Here is a 14,353-nt window from a genome sequence, read left to right as displayed (position 1 = left end):
TCACGGCACTTATGGCACTCCGGACTTTTTAATTCGGGGAATATTTATTATTTTTAGTTGTTAAAAAGTAAAACTGATCATATTTAGTATGTAATTGGTAATAAATATAATATCATTTAGTTATGAAAAAAATAGCCGGAATTATTGTAAAAATTTTACTTGGATTAATACTTCTGATTCTTGTACTGCTTTTTACTATACCTATAATATTCAAGGAACAGATACGGACAAAGGTTGAGCAGATTATTAATGAGTCTGTAAATGCTTCAGTAAAATTCGATGACTATAAACTGGGCTTCTTTAAAAACTTTCCGAACCTGACATTCTCTCTGAATGGTGTTTCGGTAGTTGGTGTAGATAAGTTTGAAGGAGATACTCTTGCCGGCTTCAGATCTTTTAATCTTGTATTCAACCTTTCAAGTCTTCTTGGCGATTCTGGTTATGAAGTTAAATCGATAGTATTAGACAGAGCAGTTGTGAATGCTATTGTTTTGAAAGATGGCAGTGCTAACTGGGATATAATGAAGGATACAACAACTACTGAAACTGTTGAAGCAGATACAACTGCATCAACTTTGAAGGTGCAGCTTAAGAATGTTGCGATGCTTAATAGTTCAATTGCATATCTTGACTACGAATCTGACATGCAGGCATATCTGAAGGATCTGAATTTTACTCTTAAAGGTGATATGACTATGAGTGAAACAGATATGCAGATGACTTTAAATGTCGGGGATTTTACTTTCATAATGGAAGGAATGAAATACCTTAACAAAACTGTTCTGGATTCAAAAATTGATCTGCTGGCTGACCTTGACAATTTCAAATTCACCTTCCGGGAAAATTATTTTGCCCTTAATGATCTGAAGTTAAATTTCTCTGGTATGGTTGCCATGCCTGGCGATGATATTGAGACTGATCTTAAATTCGGAACATCACAAACATCATTTAAATCACTGCTGTCGCTCATCCCTGCAGTATATATGAGTGATTATGCAGATCTTAAGACGAGTGGTGAATTCGCCTTCTCAGGCTCCGCAAAAGGTATTTACAGCGATGCTGACAGTACCTTGCCAGATATCACTTTAGCTATGTCTGTCAGCAATGGTCTTATTAGCTATCCTGATTTACCTGAACAGATTAAGAATATCAATATTAAATCAGATGTCTACGTTGACGGCAAAGACCTTGACAAGACAACAGTGGCTGTTGACGTCTTTCATATGGAGATGGCAGGAAGTCCTTTCGATATGACATTTGCCCTTAAAACACCTATGAGTGATCCTGATTTTAAAGGATCAATGATAGGAAGGATAGATCTCTCTGCCCTTATGAAAGCAGTTCCTATGGACAGCATCAGTTTGTCAGGAATTATCGATATGTCGGTTCAGATGGCAGGCCGGATGTCGATGATAGAGAAGGAACAGTACGAGAGTTTTATGGCTAAAGGAAACATGGGCATTAAGAATATGGTTGTGGCAATGACAGGTTATCCTGAAGTGAAAATAGCCGAAGCCGGTTTCGAATTCACTCCGGCATATGCAACAATGACAAATACAAGTTTTAATGTAGGAGGGAAGAGTGATTTTGCACTGGCCGGACGTATAGAAAATTATATTCCGTACGTATTCAGTGATCAGACGATTAAAGGAAATCTTTCGATGCGTTCAAAACTTATTGATGTCTCCGAAATAATGTCAAAAATGGCTTTGGATACTACTGTCGTTGAAGATACTGCCGCCCTTACATTGATCCAGGTACCAAAAAATATAGATTTTGATTTCAATGCACTTATTGATAAATTTTCATATGACAGCATTAAAGCTGAAAACATTAAAGGTCACATTATTGTCCGTGATGGAGTCTTAAGCATAAGAGAAACAGGGATGGAGATTCTTTCAGGTACTATTGGAATGAATGCTGATTATGATACCCGAGATACATTAAAGCCTGTAATGAAAGCCGATTTTGATATGAAAGGAGTTGCAATTAAAGAGGCTTTCGCAACATTTAACACGGTTCAGAAATTAGCTCCTGCTGCTAAGGGTATCGACGGAAATATAAGCGGTAAACTTGCATTTACGAGTCTTCTCGGACAAGATATGATGCCTATTACCAATTCAATAAATGGTTCAGGCAAAATCCAGTCGGAACAGATAACTCTTGTTGAGTCAAACACTTTCGATAAAATTAAGGAGACTCTGAAACTTGGTGATAAGTACAGCAATACTTTTAAAGATATTAATATCAGTTTCAAAATAGCTGATGGCAGAATCTATGTCGCTCCGTTTGATGTAAAAACAGGTAATCTCAAAATGAATGTCAGCGGTGATCAGGGAATTGATCAGACCCTTAATTATCTGATTAAGACAGAAATACCAAGAACTGATCTGGGGGGATCTGTAAATTCACTGATTGATAACCTTTCAGGTGAAGCCGCTAAATTCGGAATAGCATATAAACCATCAGATATTCTGAAAGTTAACATGAAGGTAACCGGAACTTTCAGTAAGCCTGTTGTTGCTCCGTTCTTTGGAAGTACTTCAGGAGAAAGCTCAGGTGGTGTTAAGGAAGCAGCCAAAGAAGTTGTTAAACAGACAATAGATAACACTGTCGACAAGGCTAAGGATAAAGCCAGGGAGGAAGCTGAAGCACAGGGAGCAAAGCTGGTTAAGGAGGCTGAAGAGCGTGGTCAGCAACTTAGAGACGAAGCTGCAGTAGCTGCCGAAAAGATTAGAAAAGAAGCAGCAGACCAGGCACAAAAGATAATCGATGGCGCTGCATCAAAAGGTACTCTTGCTAAGCTGGCAGCGCAAAAGAGTGCAGATGCTATTAATAACACTGCTGATAAAAAGGCAACCCAGCTTGTAAATGAGGCAGATGTTCAGGCCAAGAAGCTTGTAGAAGAAGCACAGGCCAAAAGCAAGGCAATGATCGACAAAATTTAATTGTTATGTAGGAGATGTTTTCTCGCTAAGTCGCAAAGTAGCAAAGTTTAACTTGGCGTCTTGGCGACTTTGCGAGAAAGAAATAAAAAAGGCTGCTCAAATGAACAGCCTATTTTAATTAGTAAGAGATCAATATTAAAATTTCTTTTCGCGTATACGTGCTTTTTTACCTGTAAGATCGCGCAGGTAAAAAATTCTTGCTCTGCGAACCTTGCCATGTTTGTTAACTTCTATTTTATCAATAAAAGGTGATGCAACAGGGAAAATTCTTTCAACACCGATGTTGCCTGACATCTTACGTACAGTAAAAGTTTCGGTATGTAAGCTTCCGCTTCTCTGAATAACAACCCCGCGGTACTGCTGGATTCTCTCCTTGTTTCCTTCTTTGATTTTATAGTGGACAGTAACTGTGTCGCCAGCTGCGAATTTCGGAAACTCATTTTTTACCGCAAATTCTTTCTCAATCACATTCATTAAATTCATCTCGCAAAGTATTTTGTATTCTCAGTTTGTTTTCAAAAATCCGGTCGCAAACTTACAAATAAAATTTTGATATTCCGAATACTCCGGTAAAAAGATTTCAATAGCGCCGGAAATAAAATAGTTTAAATAAAAAAATTGACTCCGGCGCTGGTAGAGCATCTTATCCGTTTCTACCGATATTTCACCACTACGTGGTTGAAGAAACCATTGTATAAAAGACGTCATTGCGAGGAGAGAAGCGACGAAGCAATCTTTTAATCCTTAGACTCTACGCTCTACGCTCTACGCTCTTTTCTACTTCGTCTTCAGCTTATCTCCGGTATTCTTAACAATTACCCTGTTCCACTCATCACCGTAACCTGGCTGTGAGACTTTTGGAACAACATACTTATAGTTCTTTGGAAGTGGCTGTTTAACCTTCACATTTCCATCCATATACTTGGTGAACAGGAAGTGGTAAAGTTCTTTCCACTGACTTACAGTGCTGTTACCTGATTTTACTGAATATTCTGTTAAATATTTAACAGCATCTGCAGGATTTTTCTTAAACAGCTCCGAAGCCTTTTTATCAACATTTACAGTTTCCGCAAAATATCCATTCTCAAGTTCTGACTGTTTCTTCTGTATATCATCAATCATCAGCCTGGTGCGGGTATACGCAAAGTTGGTAACCTGGTTGAATACCCAGAAACCTGCATTCTCACTGAATGTCATCATATCACCATTTCCAACAGCATATGATTCCGGCACTTTTGATATTCCGCAATACATCGGCGAATAAACTGTGTAATATGTATCATCTACGCCAAACCAGAAAATGCCGCCAACGGGATCAGGAAGCCATGATCTGCTCTGAGCTACAAATGAAAACCCGGTCTGCTGGGTTGCAATAGCTCTTTCGTGAAGATAGGTAACACCATCTACCTCCCATGTCATAGGTCTCCATCTTACTGTACTTCCAAATGGTCCGGCACCAACATCTTTTGTCATATCCATAGGCGTTCCCTGATAATAATTTCTCATCATACCCATTACATCTTTAGGTTCCAGTTTTTTATCAGGCTTGATCCATAAAGGCATTCTGTTCTTGAGATTTTCACCCATGGCATAATCAAGATACTGTCCCATCTGGCTGTTCACCATATTAAATCCTGACCAAACCCTGGCCTCACAGAATCGTGCTCCTGAAAAATCAAGAGGAGCATAGGTGTCGCTGAAACTGAAATCTTTATCCTGACCATCAAACCAGCCATAACTGCGGGCAACATCAAATACATCATATGCATAAACAGTCTCAACCTCCGGATTATTGATTTTGCTCAGATCTTTTGAGGTAATCGATTTTACTCCGTCAGCAAGAGGAAAAGTTGTTATCCTCGGGTGGTTAGCATGTCCTGAAATGTATCCGTCAGGAATACGGCGTGCAACCCAAACTGCACCTTTTTTACCCTGACCTTTTCCGATAAGTTCAAGTATCCATGCCTCATTAGCATCTGCAATTGAAAATGACTCACCTGAACTGGCATAACCATACTCACTAACGAGTTGAGAAAATGTAGCAATAGCTTCTCTGGCATTTTTAGCTCTCTGAAGAGTCATGTAAATCAGTGAACCATAATCAATTATAGCAGTTGAATCAGCAAGTTCCGGACGTCCGCCAAAAGTTGTTTCACCGATTGATAACTGATGTTGATTCATATTACCTACAACAGAATAAGTGTGAGCCTTCTGAGGGATCTTTCCAAGGTACTTACCTGTATCCCACTCGTAAACATCAACATAGGTACCTGCAGGCCAATTCTTAGCAGGCCAGTAGTATAATTCTCCATATAAAACATGCGAATCGGCTGAATATGTAATCATTACAGATCCGTCTTTTGAGGCTCCTTTTGTGATAAGGAAGTTGGTACAGGCATTACTAATCTGATCCGGCAATGCTGCGGATAGTATAATTACCAGGAGTATTGAAATGATTCTTTTCATAATAATATTTACCTTTAATTATGTTATACTATATTAATTGGAAGTTAATGAATTAGAATTTCCAAAGATATCAGGTTTACATTAAACTCCAAAACTGAATAGAGCCTTTTTAACCACAAAGGTCACAAAGGGTTTGCACAAAGGTCACAAAGAAATATAATGTTTTTTCCCTTTGTGTACTTTGAGTATCCTTTGTGTACTTTGTGGTTAATGGATTTTGCTTTAAATAAGATTGAGAGAATTGATTATGTCTCTTATCATCTCATAATCAGCAACTTTTCTTGAGTATTCAGGAATTCCTGGTATTCCTCCCATTGAAACTGCCGTTTGTCTGAAAATCATTTCGCTTTCAATTGTTTTTCTGGCAGTTGTATGGAACTCAATTGCATTTGTGGATTTTGCAATAGCAGATATATTTGAATTATTTATTCCGCTTCCGGGCATGATTATGATTCTGTTGCCGGCTCTTCTTACCAGCTCACTTATCAGACTTACGCCATCTGCTGCTTTGTATTTTTGTCCCGAAGTAAGTAGTCTGGCAGCTCCTGTGTCTATGACGTCCTCCAGTCCCTTTACAGGATCAGGACACATATCAAAAGCTCTGTGGAATGTAGCTGACATGGGTTGTGCGAATTCAATAAGCCGTGCAGTACGTTCGATATCAATCTCCCCGTTTGATCTGAGGATGCCCAACACGATGCCATCTATTCCAAGTTCCCCGCAATATTCTATATCTCTTCTCATTATGTCATACTCAAGGTCTGTATAGAGGAAATCTCCTCCACGCGGTCTGATTATAGCATGTATGGCAATTGTAAGATTATTTCTTGCCGAAGCAATGGTTCCTGGTCCGGGTGTTGTTCCTCCCTCTGCAAGGTTGTCACATAATTCAATACGATCGGCACCGGCTTCCTGAGCTGTGATTGCTGATTCGACAGTATCGACACAAATTTCAAGCTTGAATTTCATTTTTAAATATACTATTTTTTCTTTATAATTGTGGCACATAAAAACCATTGACTATGAAACCAACTCTTTTAGTACTTGCAGCAGGAATGGGAACCCGCTATGGTGGCAATAAGCAACTTGACGAAGTAGGACCTTCCGGCGAAACGATTATTGACTATTCTATTTATGATGCAATACGTGCCGGATTCGGTAAGATTGTTTTTGTTATAAGGCGGGATATAGAGGAACAGGTTAAAGAGCGGTTTGTTAAAAAGCTTAAAGGCAAAATAGAAGTTGATTATGTTTTTCAGGAGATTACAAATCTTCCTGAAGGAGTGAAGGTTAATCCGGAAAGACAAAAGCCATGGGGTACAAGTCATGCAATACTTGTAACCGCAAGCAAAATAAAAGAGCCTTTTGGAGTAATTAACGCTGATGATTATTATGGCGTTGAATCGTTTAAGACTCTTCATGATTTTCTTGTAAATGACAAAGATCCAAATTGTTACTGCATAGTTGGTTACAAATTAAAAAATACACTTTCGGAACATGGTCATGTAAACAGGGGAGTTTGTGGTGTTGCCAATGGTTTGCTGAAGGATATTGTTGAGACACGTCAGATTGAAAAGACAGCAGATGGAGCAAAGGTTGTTTCTCCTGATGGTTCAGTACAGAAATTTACAGGTGAGGAAGTTGTTTCAATGAACCTTTGGGGATTCAAGCCATCATGTTATGACTTCCTGGGTTCTGAGTTCAAAAACTTCATTAACAAAAGTGGGAACGATCTGAAAGCAGAACTTGACATACCTACTTCAGTCGATAAATTCGTCAAAAACGGAGAGATTACTATTAAGATACTGATGAGCAATGAAAGGTGGTTTGGAGTTACCTACAGGGAAGATAAACCATTTGTTGTTGACAGCATCAATAAAATGATAAATAAAGGAGTCTATCCTTCGAAAATCAACTGATCAATAAGATTTAGCAGATAAAACAGCTAGGAGAGTGATGGTTTTTTACCCATAATAAGTACTTTGCCTTTAGCATCCTGGCGTGCCTGATAACGCTCACGTGCTTCTTCCGGATCAGCACCTACTGCTATGTAAATCTTGGTTCTGTAATTGATTACGACTTCCTGCATTTTTGTAATGTCGGGAGTTTTAAAAACTGTTGGCTTTTTTTCTTGCATGGTCAAAGGTAGTCATAATTATCCGCCTATCCAATTATTTGCGGTTATCAGATATTCTACCATGTGAAATCGCAACTGTAAAAGCTTGAATTGTCCTTATTATCTGTAACCTTCAAAGAGAGGCTGTGCTTTGAATTTTTCTTAATTCTCTTTTCATCAAACCTGTGAATGATGACATTGTTTTTCTGGTCATACTCAAAAAGAACCCAGTTGCCATCGATTGTTGGTTCATAAGTTCTTATTCCTGAAAAGTCATCACTGATTTTTATTCTTACCTCCTTTTTATCTGAAAGATCTGCTCCGGAAACAAGACCGTTAGAAGATATTACAGGTGGAACAGTATCTATCCCAATGAAAAAGTTACCAAAAGAAGACGCTTCTGCTGTAAGAAACCCTTCCTTCCAGCTACTGTTGAGCGCACTTTTCTTAAGATCGTCAGAAAGCTGAACCACCATCATTTTGGATTCTTTCCCCGCTGGTACTGTTTTCGGTTTGATTGAAATGACAATTGGTTTGTGGACCGGAGTAAATTTATTATGGACTTCATGCACATCCGATAGCATCTGGCTGTTGCCCGTATTCTTTTTATAGGCGAAACGCAGTGTATCGTACAGCGCCCCGGAAGGGATTGTTACTGCAATATCCTCATCTGAAAATCTGTTTGTCCTGTTATACGGCATTATTTTAAAGTTCTGATCCCCTGTTTTTAAAACATTTGCAGGTTTTGCAGTCTGCGACCGGACATTAAAAGACAATACTGATTTATTATAGTGCGCATCTGCAACAGTGATCTGTACTTTATGAACGTTATCATCATTGAAGTTGAAAATTCCTCTGTTAACAGCATCTTTATAATTGCCCAGTTTGTCGTTTGGCAGAATGAAAGTCCTCTCGAAATATGTATTTTCCCTCATGTAAGTCTCATAGTCAATATGACTGTTTATATATCTCGATTCATTGAAAGAGAACTCGTCCATAATATACTTAAATACTGGTATACTATCAATTGTAAGTTCAATTGAATACACAGCACACTTGTTATAGCTGTCGTTCAGAAGGTCATAAGCTTTGATCCCAAATCCTGCAAGTCCACTGATCACAATCTCGTTCTCTTTTGGGATGTAATAGTTTCCATGGCCTCCACTTACTTCAATTTTTTTAATGCTCTGTTTCCCATTAATAAAAGAGTATCTGTTTATCGGATAGATCGATAATTTATCAATTATCGGAACTATATCGTCGCCTGTTCCAAAATCAAACATTAACGGATTTACAGGAATTTCACTTTCTGATTTTCTGATTTCGTAGTGAAGATGAGGACCTGCAGAACTTCCTGAGTTGCCTGAATATGCTATTACTTCACCCTGTTTTACAGGAAATTTATCTCTTGCAGGAAAAAGAGTGACCAGGAAACTCTTTTTCTCATATTGCTGGGATTTGACAAATTCATCTATTGCCGGGGTGAATCTGTCGAGATGACCATAAACTGTTGAGTACCCTGATGCATGTCTTACGTACAAAGCTTTGCCGAAACCGCCTGGTGATACGCTTATACGATAAATGAAACCATCTGCTGCAGATACTACTTCCTTGCCTATTGTCCCCTGTGTTTTTATATCTAATCCGGAATGGTAATGATCAATTCTTAGTTCCCCGAAATTCGCGGAAAGCAGAAGAGGAATTTTAACCGGAGATATAAAGGTCGTATTATCTTTTGAAAAATCTGATAATGTGCTGAAAAACAATATACTGATAAAAAGGAGTCTTAACATAACCATAGATTCATGTGTTTAATCTTTCACAGGTGCAAAGCTATACTTCCGGGTCATTCAGACAAACTATTTCGTTCAAATTTTTGAAAATATCATTAACTATGCTAATTTTGTACTAAAGATTTTATTATGTCCGGTCAGGGTTACGATGAATTAATTATTTTAAACAGAAAACTTGATGAATTAATAAATCGGTACAGCAGCCTTAAGTCGGAGATAACAGAACTTAAAAACGGGAATGAAGTCTTAAAAGCCATGCTTCAGGAACGTGATGAAAAGATTAAAGAATTGGAAATTAAATACGAGCGTGTTAAATTATCAGGAGCATTGTTGGGTGATGGCGGAAACGCCCCGGAAGCGAAGAAGAAGATTACAGAACTAGTGCGGGAAATTGACAAATGTGTTGCTCTTTTAAACAGATAAGATATAACAATGGATGATAAGCTTTCAATCAGGGTTAATGTGGCGGACAGATATTATCCATTGAAGGTTGAACGGGAAAATGAGGAGAAGATCAGGAAAGCGGCGAGAATGATTAACGAGAAAGTGCTGCAGTATAAGCAGCGGTACACCGATAAGGATGTACAGGATTTTCTGGCTATGGCTGCTCTCCAGTATGTGATTAAACTCACAGAAGAAGAAGAAAAACTTGAAAATGATTACCTTCCCGACACCTTAAAAGAACTGATACTGAAAATTGATTCAGTACTTGAGACAAAAGAGTAACAGCGTTCTTTCAAATAAAATTAAATTGCCCGCATTGTTTCTTCATTCATTTTTGAAACTCAACAGTTAAAACTTTGGAGCAACCCTTAGTTCAGGTAGGACAGGCCTCATCCCGATTCGTCGGGCTTCCGATTAGGTTCGGAACAGTGGACGTCCGAGCTGGATTAGTAGCTCCAGCCATTAAGACATGGGGTTTTATAAAATCTGGAGGAACTTTGCGGGTTTTTTATTATATATATACTAAATACGATTGATGATGACTTTAATAATAGGAACAATATCTAACGGGCTGCTGATAATAATAAGCATATCAGCGATGGTAATTGGCTTCGGGGCCTCTTACTTTATCTGGCAGCTGGCTTTAAGAAATAAAAGCCGTAAAATAATAAGTGAGGCTGAAGCCGAAGCTGAAGTAACAAGAAAAGAAAAGATACTTCAGGCAAAAGAAAGATTTCTTCAGCTCAAAACAGAGCATGAGAAAGTAATTAATGAGAAGAATAACTGGATAAATCAGGCTGAGAACAGGATCAAACAAAAAGAACAGGCTCTGTCGCAGAAGATCGAAGAAGCTCAGCGGAAAAAGAATGAAGCGGATGCAATTCGTGAAAACCTGACCAGTCAGCTTGAACTTGTAGAAAAGAAATCAGAAGAGCTTGAAAAAGCACACAGGCAGCAGGTTGAACAGCTTGAAGCTATCTCCGGTTTCTCTGCAGAGGAAGCAAAGAATCATCTAATAGAGTCTTTAAAAGAAGAAGCTAAGACAGGAGCAATGTCTTATGTTAATGAGATTCTTGATGAAGCCAAGATGACTGCCAATAAAGAAGCCAAAAGAATTGTAGTACAGACAATTCAGCGAGTTGCTGCTGAGAACGCAATTGAGAATGCAGTTACTGTTTTTCATATCGAGTCAGATGAAATGAAAGGCAGAATTATAGGCAGGGAAGGTCGGAATATCCGTGCTCTTGAAGCAGCTACCGGTGTGGAGATAATTGTTGATGATACTCCTGAAGCAATTGTACTCTCTGCTTTTGATCCGATCAGACGCGAAGTAGCCAGACTGGCTCTTCATCAGCTTGTTACTGATGGAAGGATTCACCCTGCCAGAATTGAAGAGATGGTTGAGAAGACCAGGAAACAGGTTGAGGAAGAGATCCTTGAGATAGGAAAAAGAACTACAATCGACTTAGGAATACACGGACTGCATCCGGAACTTATAAGGTTAATCGGAAAAATGAAATACAGGTCTTCATACGGACAAAACCTGTTGATGCACTCGCGTGAAGTTGCGAATCTTTGTGCAATAATGGCAGCTGAACTTGGACTAAATCCAAAACTTGCGAAGAGAGCCGGTCTGCTTCATGATATTGGCAAAGTGCCTGATGATGAGCCGGAATTGCCGCATGCAATACTCGGAATGAAGATGGCTGAGAAGTATAAGGAGAAACCGGAAATTTGTAATGCTATCGGCTCGCATCATGATGAGACTGAAATGACTACTCTTCTTGCACCGATTGTTCAGGTTTGTGATGCTATCTCCGGGGCACGTCCTGGTGCACGTCGTGAGGTTGTGGAATCATATATCAAGCGATTGAAAGAACTTGAATCACTCGCTCTTCAGTACCCTGGTGTTACAAAAACATATGCAATACAGGCAGGAAGGGAACTTCGTGTTATAGTAGGTGCTGAAAAAGTAAACGACAAAGAGGCTGAAGGTCTGTCGTTTGAGATCGCCAGAAAGATTCAGAATGAGATGACATATCCGGGTCAGATTAAAATTACGGTAATCCGCGAAACAAGGGCGGTTAATTACGCCAAGTAGCGATTCATACAATAAATCAGGGCATCTGTCAAACAGATGCCTTTTTTGTTTAATTAACTTTTGGAAACATTAATGTTTTTTTATCTTTAAAGTCTGATAAAAATCATTGAAATCAATGCCTCATATAAAACTTCTCAATATAGTAGGAGCTCGTCCTCAGATAATTAAAGCATCAGCCATAAGCAGGGCAATACGGAAGCACTTTTCAGGTGAAATCAGGGAGATTATCGTTCATACCGGTCAGCACTATGATAAGGAAATGTCAGATATCTTTTTTGATGAGCTTGAAATACATAAACCTCATTATAACCTGGGGGTGGGATCAGCTGGTCATGGAAAACAGACAGCTATGATGCTTACAGGAATTGAAGATGTTCTTAATGAGGAGAAACCAGACTGTGTGGTTTTATATGGTGATACTAATTCAACTCTTGCAGGTGCGCTTGCTGCTTCAAAGCTCCATTACCCGATTATACATATCGAGGCAGGATTGCGTTCATTCAACAAGACGATGCCGGAGGAATTAAACAGGATTGTAAGTGATCATGCTTCCACACTTCTCTTTGCACCTACAAATACAGCTTTTAAGAATCTTATGGCTGAAGGATTCCGGCCTGAAAACAGTCCTCCTTATACGGTTGATAATCCTAAGATCTATTTCACTGGCGACATAATGTATGACAATACATTGTTTTTTGCCGGATTGGCTGAAAAGAAGAAATCATCTTTTCTTAAGGAGCTATCTCTTGAAAAAGACAACTTTGTTCTTGTTACAATTCACAGAGACACCAATACAGACGATATTGAACGGCTTAAGGAAATACTCGTTACACTGAAGACTTTGGGTGAGGAAAAGAATCTGAAAATGGTTATGCCTTTTCATCCGCGTACACTTATCTCACTTAAGTCACGACTTGAAAAACTTTACGATGAGCTTTGCACGAGCCCTTTAATTAAAATAATTCCACCGGTCTCTTTTCTTGAAATGATACTTCTTGAGAAGAATTGCAGGATGATTATTACAGATTCAGGCGGAGTTCAGAAGGAATCACATTTCTTTAAAAAACCATGTATAGTTCTGAGAAAAGAGACTGAATGGACTGAACTTGTGACAAATGGAACAGCACGTTTAACAGATGCCGACCCCATGAAAATAAGAAACGAATTCCTGAATTTCATTGATTCTCAGAAATTATATGATTATCCTGGATTCTATGGTGATGGAAAGACAGCTGAATTCATCATCAGAGAGATACTGCTTATGTTTGAAAAAGTGTAAGATTTTTTGTGTTAATTTCTGTTAAAATGAGTAATATTGTTTTTTTTTCTGATGGAGCGATTATTGAGGGATAAAAGAGTGTTGGTCACAGGTGGAGCGGGATTTATCGGCTCAAATCTTGTAGAGTCATTATTATATTCCGGAAATTCTGTTGTTTGTCTTGATAATTTCTCAACCGGAAAACGAGAAAATCTTTCCTCATTCATTGATAATCAAAAATTTAAGCTCATTGAAGGCGATATTCGCAATTATGAAGACTGTCTGAAGGCAGTTGAGAATATTGATATTGTTTTCCACGAAGCTGCTTTGGGTTCAGTTCCAAGGTCAATAAAAGACCCTGTATCAACAACAGATGTAAATATTGGTGGTTTTGTGAAAATGCTTTTTGCTTCAAAGGAAGCAGGAGTGAAGAGGTTTATTTATGCAGCCAGTTCATCTACTTATGGTGATCATCCTGATCTGCCGAAAGTTGAAGATAAAATAGGTTCACCATTGTCACCCTATGCTATTACCAAATACGTTGATGAACTTTATGCTGATATCTTTTATAAAACTTATGGTATTGAAGTAATAGGATTAAGGTATTTCAATGTATTTGGCAGACGTCAGGATCCTGATGGAGCCTATGCTGCTGTTATACCAAAATTTGTCAAGACATTGATGAAGAAAGATGTCCCGTTGATTAACGGCGATGGTACAATATCCAGGGATTTTACTTATATTGATAACGTGATTCAGGTAAACCATCTGGCAGCATTAGTTGAGAGAAAGGATGCACTGAATCAGGTTTATAATGTAGCGCACGGCGAAAGAACAACACTTAACCAGCTTTTCTATTCAATCCGGGAGAAAGCAGGTGAGTATGACAAAAATATTTTAACCATTGAACCAAAGTATGGTCCTGCAAGATCGGGAGATATACCGCATTCACTTGCCTCAATAGAGAAGGCAAGGCGCTTGCTTGGGTATTCACCTGTTCTGAATGTTGATGAAGGACTTACCGAGGCATTAAAATGGTACTGGAGTAATTTGTAGGCGCTTGGAGCATGGCGCAAAGAGCATAGCGCATAGCGCAAAGAGTAAAACACAAATGGCCTATTAATTTGTGTAATTATTTAAGTAACAAGTACATTGTTAGTCACTTACAAAGATTTGTAATGTGACTGACCAGACGGAAGTTTGCCAGGAGGACACCAAAACGCATAG

12 protein-coding genes are annotated in these 14,353 nt (G+C 38.7%); 7 read left to right on the top strand and 5 right to left on the bottom strand.

The window, feature by feature from the left end:
- The first annotated feature begins 122 nt into the window (after positions 1–122).
- Entirely contained in the window at positions 123–2,948 is a 2,826-nt protein-coding gene (locus IPJ16_11695; GenBank protein MBK7627831.1) for an AsmA family protein, read from the top strand.
- Between the two features lie 135 nt (positions 2,949–3,083).
- Here IPJ16_11695 and rplS read toward each other — a convergent pair whose 3' ends face one another.
- From rplS to IPJ16_11680, 3 genes are all read right to left on the bottom strand, one after another.
- Entirely contained in the window at positions 3,084–3,431 is a 348-nt protein-coding gene (gene rplS / locus IPJ16_11690) for a 50S ribosomal protein L19 (protein ID MBK7627830.1), read from the bottom strand.
- A gap of 294 nt (positions 3,432–3,725) precedes the next feature.
- Positions 3,726–5,414, bottom strand: coding sequence for a C69 family dipeptidase (locus tag IPJ16_11685; GenBank protein ID MBK7627829.1), 1,689 nt, complete (start codon positions 5,412–5,414; stop codon positions 3,726–3,728).
- A 222-nt stretch (positions 5,415–5,636) separates the two neighbouring features.
- The gene (locus IPJ16_11680; protein ID MBK7627828.1) at positions 5,637–6,383 is read right to left on the bottom strand and encodes a copper homeostasis protein CutC; all 747 of its coding nucleotides are present in this window, start codon (positions 6,381–6,383) and stop codon (positions 5,637–5,639) included.
- A gap of 53 nt (positions 6,384–6,436) precedes the next feature.
- Between IPJ16_11680 and IPJ16_11675 the strand changes: the two genes are divergently transcribed.
- Entirely contained in the window at positions 6,437–7,333 is an 897-nt protein-coding gene (locus IPJ16_11675) for an NTP transferase domain-containing protein (protein MBK7627827.1), read from the top strand.
- A gap of 26 nt (positions 7,334–7,359) precedes the next feature.
- Here IPJ16_11675 and IPJ16_11670 read toward each other — a convergent pair whose 3' ends face one another.
- Positions 7,360–7,551, bottom strand: a complete 192-nt coding sequence (locus IPJ16_11670) for a hypothetical protein (GenBank protein MBK7627826.1) — start codon at positions 7,549–7,551, stop codon at positions 7,360–7,362.
- A gap of 56 nt (positions 7,552–7,607) precedes the next feature.
- Entirely contained in the window at positions 7,608–9,329 is a 1,722-nt protein-coding gene (locus IPJ16_11665) for a M23 family metallopeptidase (protein ID MBK7627825.1), read from the bottom strand.
- A gap of 123 nt (positions 9,330–9,452) precedes the next feature.
- Between IPJ16_11665 and IPJ16_11660 the strand changes: the two genes are divergently transcribed.
- From IPJ16_11660 to IPJ16_11640, 5 genes are all read left to right on the top strand, one after another.
- Complete coding sequence (locus tag IPJ16_11660) at positions 9,453–9,746, top strand: hypothetical protein (protein MBK7627824.1); 294 nt, start codon at positions 9,453–9,455, stop codon at positions 9,744–9,746.
- 9 nt (positions 9,747–9,755) lie between these two features.
- Positions 9,756–10,049 carry a cell division protein ZapA gene (locus IPJ16_11655; GenBank protein ID MBK7627823.1) on the top strand — a complete coding sequence of 98 codons (294 nt, stop codon included), beginning with the start codon at positions 9,756–9,758 and terminating at the stop codon, positions 10,047–10,049.
- Between the two features lie 256 nt (positions 10,050–10,305).
- Positions 10,306–11,868 (top strand): ribonuclease Y, encoded by a 1,563-nt coding sequence (gene rny, locus IPJ16_11650; protein MBK7627822.1) that lies wholly within the window; start codon positions 10,306–10,308, stop codon positions 11,866–11,868.
- Positions 11,869–11,992: 124 nt separating this feature from the next.
- Complete coding sequence (wecB, locus tag IPJ16_11645; protein ID MBK7627821.1) at positions 11,993–13,147, top strand: UDP-N-acetylglucosamine 2-epimerase (non-hydrolyzing); 1,155 nt, start codon at positions 11,993–11,995, stop codon at positions 13,145–13,147.
- Positions 13,148–13,198: 51 nt separating this feature from the next.
- Complete coding sequence (locus IPJ16_11640) at positions 13,199–14,182, top strand: SDR family oxidoreductase (protein MBK7627820.1); 984 nt, start codon at positions 13,199–13,201, stop codon at positions 14,180–14,182.
- Positions 14,183–14,353: the final 171 nt, after the last annotated feature.

The sequence above is a fragment of the Bacteroidales bacterium genome (assembly GCA_016709865.1).
GTDB lineage: Bacteria > Bacteroidota > Bacteroidia > Bacteroidales > VadinHA17 > LD21.
Note: the sequence above shows the minus strand (reverse complement) of the source record. Positions and strands in the feature narration are given on the sequence as shown.